Source organism: Ancylobacter sp. (assembly GCF_965279025.1).
In the GTDB taxonomy this organism is placed as follows: Bacteria; Pseudomonadota; Alphaproteobacteria; order Rhizobiales; family Xanthobacteraceae; genus Ancylobacter.
The window spans coordinates 2720000-2741078 of sequence record NZ_OZ257132.1; the positions used below are offsets into that span (position 1 = coordinate 2720000).

The 21079-nt window shown below is 69.7% G+C and carries 18 protein-coding genes, 1 pseudogene and 2 riboswitches; of the genes and pseudogenes, 8 read left to right on the top strand and 11 right to left on the bottom strand.

Going from position 1 to position 21079, the window contains the following annotated elements:
• Positions 1–11 precede the first annotated feature (11 nt).
• From ACQY76_RS12485 to ACQY76_RS12495, 3 genes are all read left to right on the top strand, one after another.
• On the top strand, positions 12–1379 hold the full coding sequence (locus ACQY76_RS12485; RefSeq protein WP_428029061.1) for a glycoside hydrolase family 5 protein: 1368 nt from the start codon (positions 12–14) through the stop codon (positions 1377–1379).
• Between the two features lie 10 nt (positions 1380–1389).
• The gene (locus ACQY76_RS12490; protein WP_428029062.1) at positions 1390–2901 is read left to right on the top strand and encodes a malonate--CoA ligase; all 1512 of its coding nucleotides are present in this window, start codon (positions 1390–1392) and stop codon (positions 2899–2901) included.
• A gap of 389 nt (positions 2902–3290) precedes the next feature.
• Positions 3291–3560, top strand: a complete 270-nt coding sequence (locus tag ACQY76_RS12495) for a GIY-YIG nuclease family protein (RefSeq protein ID WP_428033003.1) — start codon at positions 3291–3293, stop codon at positions 3558–3560.
• A 528-nt stretch (positions 3561–4088) separates the two neighbouring features.
• Here ACQY76_RS12495 and ACQY76_RS12500 read toward each other — a convergent pair.
• Positions 4089–4361 (bottom strand): metal-sensitive transcriptional regulator, encoded by a 273-nt coding sequence (locus ACQY76_RS12500; RefSeq protein ID WP_428029063.1) that lies wholly within the window; start codon positions 4359–4361, stop codon positions 4089–4091.
• A gap of 284 nt (positions 4362–4645) precedes the next feature.
• Between ACQY76_RS12500 and ACQY76_RS12505 the strand changes: the two genes are divergently transcribed.
• Positions 4646–6928: a heavy metal translocating P-type ATPase gene (locus tag ACQY76_RS12505; RefSeq protein WP_428029064.1), complete on the top strand. Its 2283-nt coding sequence runs from the start codon at positions 4646–4648 to the stop codon at positions 6926–6928.
• Positions 6929–7598: 670 nt separating this feature from the next.
• Here the strand turns inward: ACQY76_RS12505 and ACQY76_RS12510 are convergent.
• The 6 genes from ACQY76_RS12510 to nadA all read right to left on the bottom strand — a co-directional run bounded on the left by ACQY76_RS12510 (position 7599) and on the right by nadA (position 14898).
• Positions 7599–8972 carry a D-amino acid dehydrogenase gene (locus tag ACQY76_RS12510; RefSeq protein WP_428033004.1) on the bottom strand — a complete coding sequence of 458 codons (1374 nt, stop codon included), beginning with the start codon at positions 8970–8972 and terminating at the stop codon, positions 7599–7601.
• Positions 8969–9093: riboswitch (glycine riboswitch) on the bottom strand. Its footprint overlaps the gene before it by 4 nt.
• 1 nt (position 9094) lies before the next feature.
• A riboswitch (glycine riboswitch) is annotated at positions 9095–9196 on the bottom strand.
• Between the two features lie 86 nt (positions 9197–9282).
• Positions 9283–9777: an acyltransferase gene (locus ACQY76_RS12515; RefSeq protein ID WP_428029065.1), complete on the bottom strand. Its 495-nt coding sequence runs from the start codon at positions 9775–9777 to the stop codon at positions 9283–9285.
• Between the two features lie 194 nt (positions 9778–9971).
• Positions 9972–10835: a carboxylating nicotinate-nucleotide diphosphorylase gene (gene nadC, locus ACQY76_RS12520; RefSeq protein ID WP_428029066.1), complete on the bottom strand. Its 864-nt coding sequence runs from the start codon at positions 10833–10835 to the stop codon at positions 9972–9974.
• Between the two features lie 48 nt (positions 10836–10883).
• The gene (locus ACQY76_RS12525; RefSeq protein WP_428029067.1) at positions 10884–12164 is read right to left on the bottom strand and encodes an aspartate aminotransferase family protein; all 1281 of its coding nucleotides are present in this window, start codon (positions 12162–12164) and stop codon (positions 10884–10886) included.
• Between the two features lie 77 nt (positions 12165–12241).
• Positions 12242–13798: an L-aspartate oxidase gene (locus ACQY76_RS12530; RefSeq protein ID WP_428029068.1), complete on the bottom strand. Its 1557-nt coding sequence runs from the start codon at positions 13796–13798 to the stop codon at positions 12242–12244.
• Positions 13799–13821: 23 nt separating this feature from the next.
• Positions 13822–14898 carry a quinolinate synthase NadA gene (gene nadA / locus ACQY76_RS12535; protein ID WP_428029069.1) on the bottom strand — a complete coding sequence of 359 codons (1077 nt, stop codon included), beginning with the start codon at positions 14896–14898 and terminating at the stop codon, positions 13822–13824.
• A 158-nt stretch (positions 14899–15056) separates the two neighbouring features.
• Between nadA and ACQY76_RS12540 the strand changes: the two genes are divergently transcribed.
• Positions 15057–15485, top strand: coding sequence for a GNAT family acetyltransferase (locus ACQY76_RS12540; RefSeq protein ID WP_428029070.1), 429 nt, complete (start codon positions 15057–15059; stop codon positions 15483–15485).
• A 45-nt stretch (positions 15486–15530) separates the two neighbouring features.
• Here ACQY76_RS12540 and ACQY76_RS12545 read toward each other — a convergent pair whose 3' ends face one another.
• The 3 genes from ACQY76_RS12545 to ACQY76_RS12555 all read right to left on the bottom strand — a co-directional run bounded on the left by ACQY76_RS12545 (position 15531) and on the right by ACQY76_RS12555 (position 17417).
• On the bottom strand, positions 15531–15773 hold the full coding sequence (locus ACQY76_RS12545; RefSeq protein WP_428029071.1) for a hypothetical protein: 243 nt from the start codon (positions 15771–15773) through the stop codon (positions 15531–15533).
• 47 nt (positions 15774–15820) lie between these two features.
• On the bottom strand, positions 15821–16309 hold the full coding sequence (locus ACQY76_RS12550; protein WP_428029072.1) for a hypothetical protein: 489 nt from the start codon (positions 16307–16309) through the stop codon (positions 15821–15823).
• A 109-nt stretch (positions 16310–16418) separates the two neighbouring features.
• Positions 16419–17417, bottom strand: a complete 999-nt coding sequence (locus tag ACQY76_RS12555) for an NUDIX hydrolase (RefSeq protein ID WP_428029073.1) — start codon at positions 17415–17417, stop codon at positions 16419–16421.
• A gap of 125 nt (positions 17418–17542) precedes the next feature.
• On the opposite strand from ACQY76_RS12555, the gene ACQY76_RS12560 reads away from it, so the two are divergent.
• The gene (locus ACQY76_RS12560) at positions 17543–18379 is read left to right on the top strand and encodes an aldo/keto reductase (RefSeq protein WP_428029074.1); all 837 of its coding nucleotides are present in this window, start codon (positions 17543–17545) and stop codon (positions 18377–18379) included.
• Between the two features lie 97 nt (positions 18380–18476).
• On the opposite strand, the pseudogene ACQY76_RS12565 reads toward ACQY76_RS12560, so the two are convergent.
• Positions 18477–19355: pseudogene (locus tag ACQY76_RS12565) on the bottom strand (DMT family transporter); the annotation flags it as partial.
• An 82-nt stretch (positions 19356–19437) separates the two neighbouring features.
• Between ACQY76_RS12565 and ACQY76_RS12570 the strand changes: the two are divergent.
• Both ACQY76_RS12570 and ACQY76_RS12575 read left to right on the top strand, forming a co-directional pair.
• A complete protein-coding gene (locus tag ACQY76_RS12570; RefSeq protein ID WP_428029075.1) occupies positions 19438–20052 on the top strand; it encodes a TetR family transcriptional regulator C-terminal domain-containing protein in 615 nt (204 codons plus the stop codon).
• A gap of 98 nt (positions 20053–20150) precedes the next feature.
• Positions 20151–20849: an energy-coupling factor ABC transporter ATP-binding protein gene (locus tag ACQY76_RS12575; RefSeq protein WP_428029076.1), complete on the top strand. Its 699-nt coding sequence runs from the start codon at positions 20151–20153 to the stop codon at positions 20847–20849.
• Positions 20850–21079 lie beyond the last annotated feature (230 nt).

Genomic DNA, 21079 nt, shown 5'->3' on the forward strand with positions numbered 1-21079 from the left:
GGTTGCCGCCCATGATCCGCTGCATCCTTCCCCTCGCCGCCGCCCTGTGCCTTCCCGCCGCTCTCGCGGTGGCGCAGCCCGCCACGCCTGCGGCCGCGCCGCCTGCCGCGCTTGCCGCGCCGGCGGACGCCGCCGCGCCCGGCTTCGTGCGGGCGGAGGGCACGCGCTTCGTCAATCCGGACGGGTCGACCTTTCCCATCAAGGGCATGAGCTTCGGCAACTGGCTGCTGCCGGAAGGCTACATGTTCAAGTTCACGGTCCAGCGCTCGCCGCAGGATATCGAGGATGTGATCGAGTATCTCGCCGGCCCGGAGGAGGCGGCGCGCTTCTGGAAGGAGTTCCGCGAGGCCTATATCCAGGAAGCGGACGTCGCCTTCCTCGCGGCGTCCGGCTTCACCACGGTGCGGGTGCCGCTGCACTGGAAGTTCTTCCTCGACCGCGCCAACCCCGACCAGGTCGACCCGAATGGCGAGGGCTGGGCGCTGATCGACCGGCTGGTCGGCTGGGCGAAGGCGCACGGCATCAAGCTCATCCTCGACATTCACGCCGCCCCCGGCGGGCAGACCGGCGTGAACCATGATGACGGTGTGGGCTACCCGCTCACCTTCTACGTGCCGGAATATAAGCGCCGCACCATCACCATGTGGCGCGCCATCGCCGCGCGCTACAAGGACGAGACGGCGGTGCTGGGCTATGACCTGCTCAACGAGCCGATCACCCCCTATCACGACACCGACTTCCTGAATTCGCGGCTGGAGCCGTTCTATCGCGAGCTGGTGGAGGCGATCCGCGCGGTCGACCCCAACCACCCGATCATGCTGGCCGGGGCGCAGTGGAGCACCAATTTCGACGTGTTCGGCCCGCCCTTCGCCGACAATCTCGGCTACACCTACCATATGTTCTGGGCCGGCCCGCAGCGCAGCTCGATCCAGAAATACGTCAATTTCGGCAATCGCTGGCAGGTGCCGATCTTCATCGGCGAGACCGGCGAGCTGAACGACGAGTGGAACGAGAAATTCCGCACGCTGAACGAGCGCTTCGGCCTCGGCTGGAGCTTCTGGACCTACAAGAACCTCGACACGCCCTCCACCGTCTCCTCGATCAACAAGCCGGAGGGCTGGGACGCCATCGCCCTGTTCGGCAGCGTGGCAAAGAGCCAGTGGCCGGAAATGGAGAAGCCCTCGCGCGAGGCGGTGGCGGCGACGCTGCGGGCCTATCTCGACAATGCCCGCTTCGCCAGAACCACCATCCGCGCCTCCTATGTCGCCTCGCTCGGGCTCACCGCGACCTGCCCGCAATTGGGCTCCGCGCCGGCAAGCGCGGCCACCCCGGCCGCCACCTCGCCTTCCACCCCGTCGCCCGTGATCTCCTGCCCGTGACCCCGCCGCCATGCCGAACCACCTGATTGACGCCCTGCGGGCTCCCGGCGCTGCGGCGCGGGCCTTCATCGAGACGCCTGACGGCACCGTCCTCACCTTTGCCGAGGCCGAGCGGCGCACCGCGCAATATGCCCATGCGCTGGTGGCGCTGGGGCTGAAGCCCGGCGACCGGCTGGCGCTGCAGGTGGAGAAGAGCGTCGAGGCGGTGTTCGTCTATCTCGCCACGGTGCGGGCCGGCGGCGTGTTCCTGCCGCTCAACACCGCCTACACCCCGCCGGAGGTCGCCTATTTCCTCGGTGACGCGCAGCCGGCGATCTTCGTCTGCGATCCCGCGGCCGAGGTGGCGCTCGCCCCCATTGCTGCCGCGCAGGGCGTCGGGCAGGTGGTGACGCTGGATGGGGAGGGCCAGGGCACGCTGCGCGCCGCGGCGGATGCCTGCCGCACCAGCTTTGCCGACGTGCCGCGCCGGCCGGACGACCTCGCCGCGCTGCTCTACACCTCCGGCACCACCGGCCGCTCCAAGGGGGCGATGCTCACCCATGCCAACCTCGCCTCCAATGCGCAGGCGCTGGTCGAGGCCTGGCGCTTCACGGCGGACGACGTGCTGATCCACGCCCTGCCGATCTTCCACACGCACGGCCTGTTCGTCGCCATCAACGTCACGCTGGCGGCGGGATCCTCGATGATCTTCCTGCCGAAGTTCGACCCCGAACTGATCCTGACGCTCATGGGCCGGGCGAGCGTGCTGATGGGGGTGCCGACCTTCTATGTCCGGCTGCTGAAGTCGCCCAACCTCACCGCCGAGGCGGCGGCGGGGATGCGGCTGTTCATCTCCGGCTCGGCGCCGCTGCTGGCCGAGACGCACCGGGCATGGCGCGCGGCGACGTCCCACGCCATTCTCGAGCGCTACGGCATGACCGAGACCGGCATGAACACCTCCAACCCCTATGATGGCGCGCGCCTCGCCGGCACGGTGGGCTTTCCGCTGCCGGGGGTGGAACTGCGCGTGGTGGCGCCCGAAAGCGGCGAGGCGCTGGGCGCCGGCGAGATCGGCATGATCGAGGTGCGCGGGCCCAATGTCTTCCAGGGCTATTGGCGGATGCCGGAGAAGACGGCGGCCGAGTTCCATGATGGCTGGTTCGTCACCGGCGATCTCGGCCTCATCGGGCCGGATGGCTATGTGCAGATCGTCGGTCGCGGCAAGGACCTCGTCATCTCGGGCGGCTACAACGTCTATCCCAAGGAGATCGAGACCGAGATCGACGCGCTGCCCGGCGTCGTCGAGAGCGCGGTGATCGGCCTTCCCCACCCCGATTTCGGCGAGGGGGTGACGGCGGTGGTGGTGGCCCGCCCCGATGCGGCGCTGGACGAGAAGTCGGTGATCGACGCCCTCGAGCACCGCCTCGCCCGCTACAAGCTGCCCAAGCGCGTCATCTTCCTCGACGACCTCCCCCGCAACACCATGGGCAAGGTGCAGAAGAACCTGCTGCGCGAGCAGTACAAGGCGATGTTCGGGGGGTAGCGGGCGGGGCGCCTGCCCCCCCTGTCCCGGCCAAGCGGAGGCGCAGCCGGAGCGCAGAGCCGGTACCCAGCAAAAGACCCTCAGGCGTCTTCCTCTTCGATCAGGCGTCTTCCTCTTCACTGACGCCCGGCGGACACCGCCCGCCCGGCCCCCTGGGCCCCGGATCTGCGCGACGCCGCGCGTCGCTTGTCCGGGGAACGGAAGTCGCGATCCACATGGCGGTGCGATCCACATGGCGGTCGCGGTTCATGGGCGGTCGCGATTCACACAGCACCCGTTTCCCGGACGCCTGTAGCGCGAGCGGAAGGCGAGCCGGGACCCAGCAGAAGACTCTGTTTCATGATACCGTCTCCGCAGGGAGGCGGGCCGTGCCACGTTACGCCGTCTACATGCTTGCGAGCGCGCGCAACGGGACGCTCTATGTGGGCGTGACCAACGACCTCGCCCGACGCATGGCCGAGCATCGCGCCGGCGCCGTGCCCGGCTTCACGCGCCACTACGGCGTCACCCGGCTGGTCCATGCGGAGTTTCATGATTCCATTGCCGAGGCCCGCCTGCGCGAATCCCGCCTCAAGCGCTGGCGGCGGGCGTGGAAGCTGGAGCTGATCGAAGCGGGCAATCCGATGTGGCGTGATCTGGCGGAGCAGTGGCTGGAGTGACGCGACCCGCCCGGCCCCCTGGGCCCCGGATCGGCGCGACGCTGCGCGTCGCTTGTCCGGGGAACGGAAGTCGCGATTTACACGGCGGTCGCGGTTCACATAGCGGCCGCGATTCATGCGGCGGTCGCGATTCACACGGCGGTCGCGGTTTGCACGGCACCCGTGTCCCGGACGCCTGCAGCGTGAGCGGAAGGCGAGCCGGGACCCAGCAATAGACTCTCAGGCGTCCACCTCTTCGATCAGGCGTCTCCCCTTCAGTGACGCCCGGCGGACACCGCCCGCCCGGCCCCCTGGGCCCCGGATCGGCGCGACGCTGCGCGTCGCTTGTCCGGGGAACGGCGGTCGCGGTTTACACAGCGGTCGCGGTTCACACGGCGGGCGAGGTTACACAGCAGTCGCGTTTCACGCGGCGGTCGCGATTCACACGGCCCCCGTGTCCCGGACGCCTGTAGCGGAGCGGAAGGCGAGCCGGGACCCGGCGCACGGCTCTCTCGCAGGCTCTCGCCGCCTAGCGCGCGGCGCGCCCCCTCACCGGAGCTTGCCGAGGACCTCGATCAGCTCTGACACCTTGGCGCGCTGGTCGTCGGCGTTGCCGGAGGTGATGGCGTGCTCGACGCAATGGGCGACGTGGTCGCGCAGCACTTCCTCCTCCACCTTCTTCAGCGCCGCCCGCACCGCCGCCACCTGGGTGACGATGTCGATGCAGTAGCGCTTGTCCTCGACCATGCGCGAGAGGCCGCGCACCTGGCCCTCGATGCGGCTCAGGCGTTTCAGGCAGGCGGTTCGTGTGTCGTTCTGCATGCTTGTCATATACCCATGCGGGGTATATATCGCAACTGTCAGATACCTCGTGGGGGTATAGGGAGGGCGTCATGGCGGACCGAAATCACGACCAAGCGGCTCACGACCAAGCGGCTCACGACCAAGCGGCTCACGACCACGCGGATCACGACCACGCGGCGCCCGCGCCGGCCAAGGGCGGCGCCTGCTGCGGCGGGCACCATCCTGAAGGCTCGCCCGCCAATGCCCATCCGCACGATCCCGGACATCACCCGCACGAGGCCGCACCCGCTCCCGCGTCCCACATGGCCAAGGATCCCGTCTGCGGCATGGATGTGGACCCCCACACCGCGACGCTGAAGGCGGACCATAACGGCGTCACCTATTATTTCTGCGCCCCGGGTTGCCGCAGCAAATTCATCGCCGACCCGGCGAAATATTTCGGCGACACCGCCCCCGCCGAGCCGGTGCCGGAGGGCACGGAATATACCTGCCCGATGCACCCGGAGATCGTGCAGGTCGGCCCCGGCACCTGCCCGATCTGCGGCATGGGACTGGAGCCGATGCTGGTCAGCCTCGACGACGGGCCGAACCACGAGCTGGTCGACATGACGCGCCGGTTCCGGGTCGGCCTCGCGCTCACCGTGCCGGTCTTCGCGCTGGAAATGGGCGCGCACCTCGTGCCGGCGCTGCACCATCTGGTGCCGCCCGCCACCTCGAACTGGATCCAGCTGGCGCTGGCCACCCCCGTGGTGCTGTGGGCGGGGTGGCCGTTCTTCGTGCGGGGCTGGCAGTCCCTCGTCACGCGCAACCTCAACATGTTCACGCTCATCGCGCTGGGCACCGGCGTCGCCTATATTTACAGCCTCGTCGCCGTGCTGGCGCCGAACCTGTTCCCGCCGGCCTTCCGTGGCGCGGATGGCGCGGTGCCGGTCTATTTCGAATCCGCCGCCGTCATCACCGTCCTCGTGCTGCTCGGCCAGGTGCTGGAGCTGCGCGCCCGCGAGCAGACCTCCGGCGCCATCCGCGCGCTGCTCGACCTCGCGCCGAAGACCGCGCGCCGCCTCGCTGGCGATGGCGGCGAGGAGGAGGTGCCGCTCGACCAGGTAACGGTCGGCGACCGGCTGCGCGTGCGCCCGGGCGAGAAGGTGCCGGTCGACGGCACGGTGGTCGAGGGCCGCTCGGCGCTCGACGAATCGCTGGTGACCGGCGAATCCATGCCGGTGACCAAGGCCGAGGGCGATGCTGTCATCGGCGGCACGCTCAACCGCTCCGGCGGCCTCGTCATCGCCGCCGGCAAGGTGGGGCGCGACACGCTGCTCGCCCGCATCGTGCAGATGGTGGCGCAGGCGCAGCGCTCGCGCGCGCCCATCCAGCGGCTCGCCGACCAGGTGGCCGGCTGGTTCGTGCCGCTGGTGGTGGCCTGCGCGGTGCTGGCCTTCGCCGCCTGGGCGAGCTTCGGGCCGGAGCCGCGCCTCTCCCACGCGCTCATCGCCGCCGTGGCGGTGCTCATCATCGCCTGCCCCTGCGCGCTCGGCCTCGCCACGCCGATGTCGATCATGGTCGGGGTGGGCCGCGGCGCGCAGATGGGCGTGCTGGTGAAGAACGCCGAGGCGCTGGAGCGCATGGAGAAGGTCGACACGCTGGTGGTCGACAAGACGGGCACGCTCACCGAAGGGCGCCCCTCCGTCACAGCCATCGTCACCGAGGGTGTGGAGGAGGCCGAGGCACTGCGCCTGGCGGCGGCCGTCGAGCGCCCCTCCGAGCACCCGCTGGCGCAGGCTATTGTCGTGGCGGCGCAGGCGCGCGGCCTCGACATCCCCAAGGTGCGCGGCTTCGATTCGCCGGCCGGCAAGGGCGCCTATGGCCTTGTCGAGGGCAAGCGCGTCGCCATCGGCAGCGCCGCCTTCCTCACGGAGCTCGGCATCGATCCCGCGCCGCTCGCCACCCGTGCGGACGAACTGCGCCGCGAGGGCGCCAGCGCCGTGCTGCTGGCGGTCAACGGCAAGGCCGTCGCCGCCATCGCTATCGCCGACCCGGTGAAGGCGACCACGCCGCAGGCGCTGGCCGATCTCGCCCGGGAAGGCATCCGCGTCGTCATGCTCACCGGCGACAATCGGGTGACGGCGCAGGCCGTCGCCCGCCGGCTCGGCATCGCCGAGGTCGAGGCGGAAGTGGCGCCGGAGGACAAGGCGGCGGTGGTGCAGAAGCTGCAGCGCGAGGGCCGGGTGGTCGCCATGGCCGGCGACGGGGTGAACGACGCGCCGGCGCTCGCTGTCGCCGATGTCGGCATCGCCATGGGCTCCGGCACGGATGTCGCCATTGAGAGCGCCGGCCTGACGCTGCTGGGCGGCGATCTCGGCGGCATCATCAAGGCGCGGCATTTGTCGCAGGCGACCATGCGCAACATCCGGCAGAACCTGTTCTTCGCCTTCCTCTACAATGGCGCCGGCGTGCCGATCGCGGCGGGCGTGCTGTACCCGGTCTTCGGCCTGCTGCTCTCCCCCATGGTGGCGGCGCTCGCCATGGCGCTGTCCTCGGTCAGCGTCATCAGCAACGCGCTCCGTCTGCGGGCGGTGAATCTGTAGCGCGGGGCGGGGGCGAGGGAGGACGCGGCTCCAGGCGGCGTTCCCTCTGGCGCCACATGCCGTGCCCCGGACACGCCGTTCCCCACACCGTTCCCCGGACCCGCCAGCCTCGAATCCCCACACCGTTCCCCGGACAAGCCGCGCAGGGCGCGGCGCCGATCCGGGGCCCAGGGGGAGCGAGAGAGGGCCGCTGGTGGCGCGGGGCGAGAGCCGGCGCTCATGGCGCGGGGCTCGGCTCATTGCGCCGGGCGCGGCTCATGGCGCGGGGTATCGCCGGAAGAGTCTTCGCTGGGTCCCGGCTCTGCGCTCCGGCTGCGCCTGCGCTTGGCCGGGACACGGGGCGATGGCGCGCCGTTCCCCGCACCCGCCGTTCCCCGAACCCGCCAGCCACGGATCCCCCCACCGTTCGCCGGACAAGCCGCGCATCGCGCGGCGCCGATCCGGGGCCCAGGGGGAGCGAGAGCCGGCGCTCATGGCCCAAGGCGCGGCTCGTGGCGCGGGGCATTGCCGGAAGAGTCTTCGCTGGGTCCCGGCTCTGCGCTCCGGCTGCGCCAGCGCTTGGCCCGGATACGGAGCGATGGCGCGCCCTGTGTCCAGTCGCGTTGCGAGGCGGGCGCCGGATCCGGCGCCTGCTCAGTCCCTCACCCCGCCGTCCTCACCCCGCCGCCCCTCATTCCGCCGCCATCGGCAGCGTCAGAACGGGGGCTTCCACCGGCATCGCGTCCGCCACCTTGGCGGCGATGATTTCGGCGGTGGCGCAGGAGAGCGTCCAGCCCAGATGCCCGTGGCCGGTGTTGTAGAACACGCCCGGGCGCTTGCCGGCGGCGACGCGGGGCATCATGTCGGGCATCATCGGCCGCAGGCCGGCCCATGGCACCACGCGCGCGGTGTTCACGCCGGGGAACAGCCGGCGGGTCCAGTCCACCAGCGGGCGGATGCGGTCGGCGCGGATGTCGCGGTTCTCGCCGTTGAACTCGGCGGTGCCGGCGACGCGGAAGCGGTCCTTGCCGAGGCGCGAGGTGACGATCTTGGTCTTGTCGTCCAGCAGGCTGACCCACGGGGCGGAGGTCTGGCTTTCCTCGTCGTCGAGCATCACGGTGATCGAGTAGCCCTTGACGGGGTAGATGTTCACCCGGTCGCCGAGTCCGGCGGCGATGGCGCGCGAGCCGATGCCGGCGCAGACCACCGCGCCGTCGAAGGAAAGCGTCTCGCGGCGCGGCAGCGCGTCCTCGGCGTCCGGCGAGATGGTGAAGCTCACCTCCACCCCGGTGCCGCCTTCGCCCGTGCCGGTGTGCCGCACCCGCTCGACGCTGGCCTCGTTGATGAAGCGCACGCCGTTGCGGCGGCAGACTTCCGCCAGCCCATAGGTGAATTTGTGGATGTCGCCGGTGGAATCGGAGGGGGTGAAGAAGCCGCCATAGAAGCTGCCATGCAGCGTTGGCTCGATGGCGCGGATCTCCTCCGGCGTCACCTCGCGGCGCTCCAGCCCGCCCCGTGCATAGAGGCCGGAGACCTTGCGGGCGTGGTCCTGGGCTTCCTTGTCGCGGTAGACATGCAGGATGCCGCGCGTCTCGTGGTTGAAATCGATGCCCTCGCGCTTGGCGATGTCGAACATGTGGTTGCGGGCTAGGATGGCGAGACGGGTGGTCTCGACCGTGTTGGCCTCATAGTTCGGGATGTTGGCGAGGAACTCGGCCATCCAGGAATATTTGTGCCAGGAGGGCATGGGGTTCATCAGCAGCGGGGCGTCCGGCGTGAACATCCACTTGATGCCCTTGAGCACGGTCGACCAGGAGTTCCACACCTCGGCATTGGAGGCGGAGAGCTGCCCGCCATTGGCGAAGGAGGTCTCCATGGCGGAATAGCGCTGGCGGTCGATGACGGTGACGTCATAGCCCTTCTGGCTGAGGGCATATGCGGTGGTTATGCCGGTGATACCGGCACCAATGACGGCGATGTGGCGCATGGGGGACTCCCGCGCTTGAGGACGACATGGCCCTGACGCGCGGTGCCCCGCTTGGCGTCCTGGCCGACTGTCCCCAATCTGTCGCGGTACCTGAGAGCTCGCCCCGAGACAGACGGCGGCGCCGTCAAACCATCCCGGGCTTCCCCTTCGGTGGGCGTCCTACACCGGAAACACCGGCGCGACGCCTCTCTCCAGATTGTCCTGATTATGCGGTCCGTGGTGCCTGAGAGTTTCCTGGGGGGTTGCTCCGTCGGCGCCGACACCTGTCCGGGAGGACTGTCGATCTCTCCCGCATAACCACTAGCAGACGGCTATATGCATCGCACAAAAGCATGCCTCATTCAAGGGCAGGTGGTGTTCCCAACACCGTGAATGTGGAGGCGAGCGATCATTTTATGCGTCGCGCCGGGATTCCGGCGTAGACGCCGCCGGCTTCGAGTTCGCCTCCCGTGACCACGGCACCGGCGGCGATGACGACGTTGTCCCCGACACGGCAGGGGCCCAGCACCGTCGCGTTCGAGGCGATCCACACGCCCGTGCCGATGACAATGTCGCGGCCTGAAACGGGGACGGCCAAGGCGCCCGCTCCCGCCCCCTCGATGAGGTGATGCGTCCCCGTCAGCAGACAGACATTATGCCCGAAGAATGTCCGGTCGCCGACGACGATGCGCCCCGACGAGGTGTTGAAGAGCGTATTCACCAGAAACACGTCTTCGCCGATCTCCACCTTGTCCCAGCTTCCCCAGACAGCGGGCGTGTTGGTCAGGCGCCGGGCCAGGAAGTTGAGGATCCGATCGGACAGGCGCGGGCGATAGATACGGTCGCGCGAGCTGCGCGAGGCCCGTCTCGGGTAAATCGACCGCAGAAGGTGACGGGCTCGCATGAGGGGTGCTCCGGGCAGTGGTCGCGCGGAAATACCACACTGATTTTCCGGCCGCGTCGAGGTCGAGGATGGGCGCCGCAGGCGACGCGGTTCGTCCCGGACACGGGAGCGCCGCCTCCCGGATGGAGGCAGCCTGCAGCCGGACGCGGCAGCTTGCATTTGCAGCAGCGCCGGCAGTTGGCGGATTCACGTGGCTACCCGCCCGCCGCATCCAGCCCGAGATCGAGAATCGGGGCGGAATGGGTGATCCAGCCGACCGAGATCAGGTCCACCCCGCTGGCGGCGATGGCGGCCACCGTCTCGCGCGAGACCCGGCCCGAGGCCTCGGTGAGCGCCCGCCCGCCGACCAGCGCCACGGCGTCGGCCAGCATGGCCGGCGTCATGTTGTCGAGCAGCACCGCGTCCACCCCCTCGGCCATGGCGGCGTCGAGCTGGGCCAGCGTGTCGACCTCGACCTCTATCTTAACCATGTGACCGGCATGGGCTTTCGCCGCGCGGATCGCCGGCACCACGCCGCCGGCGACGGCGATGTGGTTGTCCTTGATCAGCACCGCGTCGTCGAGGCCGAAGCGGTGGTTGGAGCCGCCGCCCGCCCGCACCGCGTGCTTTTCCAGCGCCCGCAGGCCCGGCGTGGTCTTGCGGGTGCACACGATATGCGCCTTGCCGTGCGCGCCGGCGATGGCGACCAGCCCCGCCGTGGCGGTGGCGATGCCGGACATGCGGCAGGCGATGTTCAGCGCCACCCGCTCGGCGGTGAGGATGGCGCGGGCCGAACCGGCCAGCCGCAGCACCACGTCGCCCGGCGCCACCGCGCTGGCGTCACCGCGCTCGACGCTGACCGTCAGCGTCGGGTCGATCAGCTCGAACGCGATCACCGCTGCGTCGATGCCGGCGATGACGCCGTGCTGGCGCGAGGCGATCACCGCGTCGAACCGGGCATCGAACGGGATGCAGGCATCCGTCGTCACATCGCCGGCGCGGCCGAGATCTTCCAGCAGGCCGGCGCGGACAATGGGCTCGACCAGCAGGCGGGGGAGGGGAGGCAGAGTGTGGTGCATGGGAATTCTGCGTTGTCCGAAATGTCGTCGAAGGGTCGGTGAGGGTCGTCAGGCGGCGCAGGCGCCCCGCACCGCCGCCGTCAGCGTGTCGACGAGCAGGCCGATCTCATCGTCGGTGGCGGTCAGCGGCGGGTTGATGCGGATGAGGTTGTCGGCGCGCAGCACCAGCACATCGGCGGCGAGGCAGCGGGCGGCGACCTCCACGGCCTGCTCGGCCGCGTCGAATTCGAGGCCCCACATATGGCCGAGCCCGCGCACCTCGCGCAGATGCGGCAGGCCGTGGAGCGTCAGCAGCCGCGAGAGCTGCGCCCGCTCATTGGAGCGCACCCGTTCCACAAGTCCGTCGCGCTGCATGATCGCGATCACCGTCAGCGCCATGTCGCAACCCACCGGGTGGCCCGCCATGGTGATGACCTTGTTCATCGCATTGCCGGGCGTGAGAAAGGTCTCGTAGATCGCGGTGGAGACGGCGGTGGCGGAGAGCGGGAAATAGGCGGAGGTAATGCCCTTGCCCATGGTCACGATATCGGGCCGGACACTCTCTTCATGCTGGAAGCCGAACCAGCGCCCGCTGCGTCCGAAGCCGGTGATCACCTCGTCGACGATCAGCAAAATTCCATGCGCGCGGGCCAGCTCCGCCACCATGGCGAGGAAGCCCCGAGGCGGCACGATCACCCCGCCGGCAAAGGCCACCGGCTCGACGATGATCGCGGCAATCGTGTCGGCGCCGGCCGCGGCGATCTGCGCCTCGATGCCTTGCCGAAGCGTGGCAAGGTCGCGCGAGGTGCCCGCCCCGGTGTCGCGGGCGCCGGCAATGTGCAGGAACTCCGCGCTGCGGTCGACATGCGGCGATTGCAGGATCCCCGGCCCGGAGGCGAAGCTCGCCGCGCCGGTGGAGCCGTGATAGGCGCGGTCCAGCGCCAGGATCTTGCGCTTGGCCGGCAGGCCGCGATGCCGCCAGTAGCGGCGGGCGATCTCCACCGCCAGCTCGTTGGCGCCGCCGCCGGTGGCGCCATAGCGGATGCGGTAGCCGCCGCCGAGCAGGGCGTTCAGCGTCGCGGCAAGTTCGGTCACCGGCCGGTTGCGGTGCTCCGGCGAGCAATAGGCCAGCGTGCGGTAGCTCTGCGCGGCGGCCTCGATCAGCTCGGCATTGGCATAGCCGAGATTGACGCAGCTGTGGCCCGACGCGGCGTCGAGCAGCCGGCGGCCGTCCGCCGTCGTCAGCCAGCTGCCCGTGGCCGAGGCGACAAAAATCTCCTCATGGCCGGGAAGATGGCTTTCATCCTCCCAATGGGCGGCCTCGGTCGGGTATGGCAGAGAGACATTCATGGTCGCGGGAGCCTGTGACGTGCCGGTCGCGAGGGAGGGGGCGGCGAGCCTGGCCTCGCCGCCTTGGTGTCGCCAATCTACGCGACCCGGCGGACAAGGGCAGCCTCGCCCATGGCCTCGCCCGCAGCCTCGTCCGTGCCGAACCGGGTCTGCGAATGCGCGGCGACCGCCGCCGGCGCGGGATGGTCGGCGCGGAAATGCCCGCCCCGGCTTTCGCAGCGCCGCAGCGCCGCCTCGGTGACCGCCAGCGCCACCAGCGAGAGGTCGTCGCCGTCGCGGTCGGCAATGGCGCCGAGACGCTGCGCGGCGGCCTCCAGCCCTTCCGCGTCACGTACCACGCCGACCTGCCGATCCATCAGAGCGCGAATTTCGGCGCGTGCCGGGGAGCGGGGGCGGGGACTTGAAGCCGCGCGGGGCTTTCCGATGGCGGTGTGTTCGCCGGAAATGTCGGCCGCGATCCATTCGGCATAGGCCAGCGCTTCCAGCAGCGAATTGCTGGCGAGGCGGTTGGCCCCGTGCAGTCCGGTGGAAGCCACCTCGCCGCAGGCCCACAGCCCGGCCACGCTGGTGCGGCCCGCGACGTCGACGCGGATGCCGCCCATATGGTAATGCGCTGCCGGCCGCACCGGGATCGGCGCGCGCGCCGGGTCCAGCCCATGGGCGCGGCACAGCGCGACGACGCCGGGAAAGCGCCGCTCGATATCCTTCATCCGCGCGTCAAGCACCACGTCCTGGCCCTGCGCGATCTGCGCAAAGATGGCGCGCGCCACCACGTCGCGCGGCGCCAGCTCCTGCCCCGGCACCTCCGCCATGAAGCGCTCGCCGCGCGCATTGAACAGCCGGGCGCCTTCGCCGCGCAGCGCCTCGGTGGCGAGCGGCATTGGCGCAGGGCCGCCGGAGGCGGCCCGTTCGGGGGCTCCGCCCACCACCATGGCGGTGGGATGGAACTGCACGAACTCCATGTCGCGCAGCACCGCCCCCGCCCGTGCCGCCAGTGCAAGGCCCGATCCCACCGCGCCGAGCGGGTTGGTCGTGGCGCCATAGAGCCCGCCGAGCCCGCCGGTGGCGAGCACCACGGCCCGGGCGGCGAGAGTCACGACGCGGCCTTCGCGGTCGCGCGCGGCGATGCCGGCGATGCGTCCGTGTTCGTCACTCAGCAGCTCGTCTGCCCGCCAGCCTTCCATCACATGGATGGACGGGCAGGCCCGCGCCGCCTGCGTCAGCGTTTCCAGCACCACCCGGCCGGTGCCATCGCCCTGCGCATGGACGATCCGCCGGCGGGAATGCGCCGCCTCCAGCCCGAGGGCGAGGCTGCCATTCGGGTCGCGGTCGAATGGCGTGCCGAGCCCCACCAGCCAGTCGATGGAATCGGGTGCCGCGCCGGCGACGCGCCGCGCCACCAGCGGCTCCGACAGCCCCGCCCCGGCGCTCAGCGTGTCGATGGCGTGCAGGTCCGGCCGGTCGTCGGCGCCCAGCGCAGCGGCGATGCCGCCCTGCGCCCAGCCGGTGGCGGCGTCGCTGCCGAGCGGCGAGGCCACCACCAGCGTCACCGGCAGCGGCGCGAGGCGCAGCGCGGTGGCAAGGCCGGCGACGCCGCCGCCGACCACGACGATCGTCTCAGGCGAATGGCTCACGAGGTGACCCTTTCGGTGCCCATTCAGGAAATGGCGAGCATGCGCTCGACGGCAAGGCGTGCCCGGTCGGCGATGGCCGGGTCGATCTCGACCTGGTGGGTCATCGTCTCCAGCGCCCGGCGGATGTTGGGCAGGGTGATGCGGCGCATGTGCGGGCACAGATTGCACGGGCGCACGAACTCGATGTCCGGGTGGTTCACCGCCACATTGTCGGCCATCGAGCATTCGGTGATCAGCACCACCCGCGCCGGCTTCTCGTCCCGCACGTAATCCGCCATGCCGGCGGTGGAGCCGGCATAATCGGCCTCCGCCACCACGTCCGGCGGGCATTCGGGATGCGCCAGCACCACCACGCCGGGGTGATTCTCGCGCAGATCGCGAATGTCCTGCGGGGTGAAGCGCTCATGCACCTCGCAATGGCCCTTCCAGGCGATCAGCTCCAGCTCCGGCACCAGCTTCTGCACATTCTGCGCGAGAAACTCGTCCGGCAGCATGAGGATGCGGGTTACCCCCCATTCCTTCGCCACTGCGCGCACCACCTTCACCGCATTGCCGGAGGTGCAGCAATAATCGCTCTCGGCCTTCACCTCGGCGGAGGTGTTGACATAGGTGACGACTGGCACGCCGGGGTAGCGCTGCTTGAGCAGGCGGATATCGGCGGCGGTGATGCTGTCGGCCAGCGAGCAGCCCGCGGCCATGTCCGGCATCAGCACGATCTTGGAAGGGTTCAGCAGCTTGGCGGTCTCGGCCATGAAATGCACGCCGGCCATGACGATGACATCGGCATCCACCGTCACCGCCTCGCGGGCGAGGGCCAGCGAATCCCCGACAATGTCGGCCACCGTGTTGAAGATCTCCGGCGCCTGGTAGTTGTGGCCGAGCACCACGGCGTTGCGTGCGCGCTTCAGGCGCTCGATAGCCTCGACCTCGCGGGCGATCAGCGGCCATTCCGCCGGGGTGATGTGCTTCGACACCCGCGCATAGAGATGCGGCAGCGGCAGCGCCGGGGCGGCCGGCGGAGCGGGCAGGCCGGGAGGCACAAACGCCTCGGCGCGGTCGGCAGGCGCGGGGTCACGGGCAGCGACGTCAAAGTCCAGCATCGCGTCCTCCATTATGCTCGTTATGAGTATAACTAGGGCCAAAGAAGACCGGGCAGCGAGGCCCGGCAGATCGTCGTTATGCTAAGACTGAGTATAAGTCGCTGTCAACAGTTCGTCACAAATCGGGCGATATGGGTTTTGGATGGAGGAGGTTGACCATGACGCTTAGTATCGAACCCGCCGGCAAGGCCGATGAGGGCGCGGTGGTCGCTCTCTGGCACGCCTGCGGGCTCACGGTTGCCTATAATGATCCGGCGGCGGATTTCCGCTTCGCGTGCCGTGGCGCGAATTCGGAGGTGCTGGTGGCACGCCTAGAAGGCGGCCGGGTCTGCGCCTCCGCCATGGTCGGTCATGACGGTCATCGGGGCTGGATCTATTATGTCGCCGTCGACCCCGCGCTCCAGCGCCAAGGTGTCGGCGCGGAGATCGTGAGCGCGGCGGAGGCGTGGCTGAAGGCGCGCGACGTGCCGAAGCTGCAGCTTCTGGTGCGCGAGACCAACACCGCAGTCGTCGCTTTCTATGAGAAGCTCGGCTTCGAAGTCGCCCCGCGCGTGGTCATGTCGAAATGGATCGACGGGCGGGACTAGCCCTCACCGCCTTCCGAGCGGCCGAGCGCTGACAACACTCATTCATCAATTCGCTTCCGTTTTGGTCAAGTGCAGGCTGGTCATCTCCGCCGTGCTCTCCCGCGCCGCCTTCACCGCTTCAAGCCACTGCGCCCACATCGCGGGATCGGCCGTCGAGCCGCCCTCCAGCGTCGACATGCCGCCAAGCAGAATGGCAAGCTCGTCCGGCTTGCCGGTCAACTTCCACTCCCTCTCCAGGAACAGGAACATCGCCCGATACGCCTCTGCGATCGTCATCTTGTCGTTCATGGAGCGGGCCTCGCCGGATTTCCCTCACCATCCCCCGAAGCCGCCGGTCAGGCGCCGCGCTTGAACCAGCGTGCCACGGTGTCGAAGGCCTTGGTAAGAAGCTCAAGCTCGCGTCCCCCCTGGGGAGGCGTCGTTCTAAACGCGACCGCCATTTTCCCCTCGGCCGGCAGCCACACCATGTCGGAGGTGGTGTCGAACACGCCAAGCCCATGCTTCTCCGCGAGCTGGAGGGCAAGGGCGAGGGCGTTATCGGCATTCTCCCAGCTCCCGCCGAGATAGATGATGTCGCGCCCGATGCTGTAATCGGTGAGCCTGATGTCGGAATCGTCCGGGTCGTCCGCGGCCAAGCGGCCGTTCATGGGCGGGTGGGTTGCGACCATGTCGAGAAAAAAGGCGCGCAGTCGGGGAGTGGTCGCCTCATAGTCATTGTAGTCGTCGGTGTCGTTCCAATCGGTCTGTTGCTCATACCAGGCCAGAAACGGGCGGCGCTCCGTTGGAGCCGCCGAAGGCTCGAAAATCATCAGGTTGTAGCCCATGCCCGCTCCCCAGCCGGTCTGTCCTGTCGGTGTGCGAGATTATCGATTTCCCGCTCCGCGTGTATGAAAAAAAGCGGAGCGATGCGGGGGCAGCGCGAAATGGTAACCCTCACCGACGCCCGAAGCCGCCGGTCAGGCGGACGCCGGGGGCGGGGCGTTCCAGCAGCACTTCGCGGCGGAAGCGTACCAGCCGGGCGGGGCGCCCGCCGGTTTCCGCCGTGCTCTCGCCGGTTTCCTCGACCAGGCGCTGCTGCTCGACCAGCCGGCGGAAGTTCTGCTTGTGCAGGCGCGAGCCGGAGAGCGCCTCCACCGCCTGCTGCAACTGGCCGAGCGAGAAGCTCGGCGGCATCAGCTCGAACACCACCGGGCGGTATTTGATCTTGCCACGCAGCCGGGCGATGGCGAGGGCCAGCATGCGCCGGTGGTCCTCGCGCATCTCCGTGCCGGAGGGCGTGGCGGCGATGCGGTCGGAACCGCGCTCGCGCAGCGCCTCGCCCACCAGGCCGGCCTCATAGAGCAGTTCGTAGCGCTCCAGCACCCGCTCCTCGTTCCAGCCCGCCTCGTTGTCGCCGCCGGCGCCGCCGAAGCACAAAGCGATGCGCTCGGCGCGCATGTCGCTGATCCGCCCATGCGTCGCCCCCGCCGCCCAGGCGCGAAGGCCATGTTCGAGCGAATCGAGCACGGCCGGGCGCCCGCCGCGCCAGTCCTCCCACGGAAAGTAGCGATACCAGCTCTGCCAGGCGGCATCGGCGTCGCCGGCCGGGCGTGCCTCGCGCACCAAAGCGAGATAGGCGAGCGAAAGCGCGCGTGTGCCGTCCTCGCCGCGGTCGCGGTCGCCGAAGGTGTAAAGCTGCTCGACATAGCCGAGCTCCTGCAGCGTCTGCCGCTCCACCCAGGAGCGCAGGCCCACTTCCAGCGTGCGGTGGCCGCGCTCCAGCGGGCCGGAGGGCAGCGAATCGCGGCCGTCGCCATGGCGCAGCGTCAGCACTTTCGGGTCGTCGCCGGTCACCGCCACGATGACCGCCGAGAGGCCGATGGCGAGCGCCGGTTCCGGCGCATGGCGGCGGTCCGCTGTCGTGCTCTCATCTGGGCTCGGCGTGGTCGGCATCAGGTTCCGGGCGGTGGGATTCGTCGCGGCGCGTACGGTCTCAAGGATAGCACGGAAGCGGGGGTGCCGCTTGCGCCGGCGGCGCGGGAGTGGCACTCCGGCTGAGGTTGCAATGGAGGTGGATGATGAGCGGCACGGTGGTTCTTCCCGGCGGGACCAAGATTCCCGCCCTCGGCATCGGCACCTGGATGATGGGCGAGCGCCCCGAGGCGCGCCCGGAGGAGACCGAATCGGTCCGCCTCGGCGTCGAGCTCGGCCTCTCTCTTGTCGATACGGCGGAAATGTATGGCGAGGGCTCCTGTGAGCGCTTTCTCGGCGAGGCCCTGGCCGGGCTGCGCGACAAGGTGTTTCTCGTCACCAAGGTCTACCCGCACAATGCCAGCCGTTCCGGCGTCGTCTCGGCCTGCGAGCGCAGCCTGCGGCGGCTGAAGACCGACCATATCGACCTGTATCTGCTGCATTGGCGCGGCAGCGTGCCGCTGGCCGAGACCATCATCGGCTTCGAGCAGCTCAAGACCCAGGGCAAGATCGGCCGGTGGGGCGTGTCGAATTTCGACACGGACGACATGAACGAGCTGTACCAGACCCCCGGCGGCGAGGGCTGTGCCACCAACCAGGTGCTCTACAACCTCACCAGGCGCGGGCCGGAATGGGACCTGCTGCCCTGGCTGCAGGAGCACGAAATGCCGGTCATGGCATATAGCCCGATCGAGCGCGGCCGGCTGAAGAGCACCGGCGTGCTGGGCGAGCTGGCGGCCAAACATGGTGCAAGGCCGTTCCAGATCGCGCTCGCCTGGGCGCTGCGCATGCCGGGCAACATCGTCATCCCCAAGGCCTCGCGCGCCGCCCATATGCGCGAGAATGCCGGCGCGCGCGACATTCGGCTCGACGCCGAAGACCTCGCCGCGCTCGACGCCGCCTTCCCGCCGCCAAGCCGCAAGCGGGCGCTGGAAATGCTCTGAGCCCGATGAGGCCGCGCGGCCTGTCGGCAAAGAGGTAGCCGGCAACGGCGATGACCACCAGCGCGCCGCCGAACAGCGCCGGCGGCCCGACCCGTTCGTCGAAGACCAGCCACACCCAGAGCGGCGACAGCGCCACGTCGAGCAGCAGCAGCAGGCCGGTCTCGCCCGAGCGTATGTGCCGCCCGCCGAGCAGCGTCAGGACATTGGCGAGGCCGGAGGTGAGCACGCCGAGCAGGGCGCACACCCACAGCGCGTGCAGCGGCGGCAGGCCGCCGGACACCATTGGCAGCGCCACCAGTGCCGCGCCGAGGGCGGAAACGAGGCTGATCAGCGTCATGTCCAGCCCGGGGTGCCTCTTGGCCTGCACCAGCAGCCCGGCCCAGCTCAGCGTCATCAGGGCGGAGACCGCGATGCCGGCGGCGTCGCCCATCGACATGGCGGCGCCGGCGGTGATGGCGATGCCCACGCTCGCCAGCAGCGCGGCCGCGCCGAAGCGCCGGCTCAGGGGCTCGTGCAGCACCAGCAGGCCCAAAGCGGCGGTAGCGAAGGGCAGTGTGGCGTAGACGGTCATCACGGTGGCGACCGAGGTGAGCTGCAGGGCGGCGATGTAGGTGAGGTTGCCGGCCACGGCGAGGCCGACCGTGACCAGGCCGGCCATGGAGCAGGTCGCGCGCAGGGCCTGCGCCTTGTCGCGCGTGGCCAGCAGCCAGAACGGGCCGAGCGCCAGCACGGCGAACAGCGAGCGCCAGAGAATGATCGACCAGGCATCGAGTTCGGCCATGCGCACGAACAGGGCGACGAGGCTCCACAGCAGGGTGGAGACGAGAACCACGGCGAGGCCGGCCGAGCGCGTCGTCATGAGGGGCCGGCGCCGGGCGGGCCCGGCTGCGGGCACGCAGGGTTCCAGCATGGCGGGCTTCAGCATGGGGGGCACGGGCACGCCGGGTTCTGGCACGATGGACATGGGCGCCTCCATGTGGTCCGATTCAAAGCATGATAGGCAAAAGTAGACCGGTCGTCTAGTTATGACGGAAAAACCATCCACACGTGACAGGATCGTGGCCGCCGGGCGCCGGGCGATGCTGGAGCAGGGGTATGAAGGCACCGGGATCGGCCCGCTTCTGGCCTCGGTGGCGGTGCCCAAGGGGTCATTTTACCATTTCTTCGCCAGCAAGGAGGATTTCGCGAGCGCGGTCCTCACCGCCTATGCCGGCCAGTACCGCCAGCAGCGGCAGGAGCTGTTCGCCGATGAGAGCCTGAGCCCGCTGGCGCGGATCGAGCGTCATCTCGTGCAAGTGGAGCGCGATTCCACGGCCGAGGCGGGCATGCCGGGCTGCCTCTATGGCGCGCTGGCACTGGCGGCTCCCGCGCTCAACGCGGAACTGCGCGGCCAGCTACGCGCCGTGTTCGCCGCCTGGGAGCAGGACCTTGCCGCGCTCATCTCCGAGGCGCAGCAGGCCGGCGAGGTGGATGCCGCGCTCGATCCGGTCGAGGTGGCGGGCCATGTCGTCGACACCTATGAGGGCGCGGTCATCCGCGCGCGGGCCGGCGACGGACCGGCGGCCTTCGCCCGCTTCCGCAAGTTCACGCGCTTGACCCTCACGGGCAAGCCTGCCGCGGACAAGGCTGCTGCGGGTACGGCTGCCACGGGCGACGCTGCCACGGGCGGGTGAGGGGCATGCGCCCTCTCGACAGCAGGACCCTCCCGACGCGATAAGCGGCGAAGCCTTTGCTGCCCGCCGCCATCCTTCCTTCATGCCGGACCCCGCCTGTGCCGAACACCCCCCTTATCCGCCTGGAAGGCGTCACCCTGCATCGCGGCGGGCGGCGGGTGCTGGACGGCGTCTCGCTGGACATCGCGGAACGCCGCGTCGGGCTGATCGGCACCAATGGCTCGGGCAAAAGCTCGCTGGTGCGCCTGCTCAACGGCCTGCTCGCCGCCGATGAGGGCCGCGTCACCGTGCATGGGCTCGACGCGAAGGAGCAGTCCGGGGAATTGCCGCGCACGGTCGGCTTCATCTTCCAGAACCCCGACCATCAGATCATCTTTCCCACCGTTACCGAGGAGATTGCCTTCAGCCTGGAACAGGCCGGGATGCCGCGCCGGGAGGCGGCGAAGCAGGCGGTGCCCGCGCTCGCCCGCTTCGAACGCGCCCATTGGGCGGAGCGGCCGGTGCATGCGCTGTCCGAAGGCGAGAAGCAGTTCCTGTGCATCATCGCGGTGCTGGTGATGGAGCCGGCGGTGCTGGTGCTCGACGAGCCCTTCTCCAGCCTCGATCTCCCCACCCGCCGCCGGTTGGAGACGCTGGTCGCCGGCCTGCCGCAGCAGGTGATTCTCGTCGCCCACGAACTCGACGCCTTCACCGCCTATGAGCGGGTGATCTGGCTGCATGAGGGCCGCGTGCGCGGCGACGGAGCGCCGGCAGAGGTGATCGCCGCCTACCGCGCCTTCGCGGAGGCGCTGGCGTGAGCGCCGCGCAGCTTCCGCATCGCCCCATGTCCCGCACCGGCGGCCGCCGGCTTGGCGCCCCCTCGCGTTTCCCGGACCAGCGGCACACCGTGCCGCGCCGCGCCGGGACCCAGGGGCGACTCTTGACCGTACTCTTGGCCGTACTCTTCGCGGTACTCTTGGCCGTGCATCTCTCCCACGGGGAGAACGTCACGCCGTCTTCGGCGGGGTTTCCGCTGGGTCCCGGATCA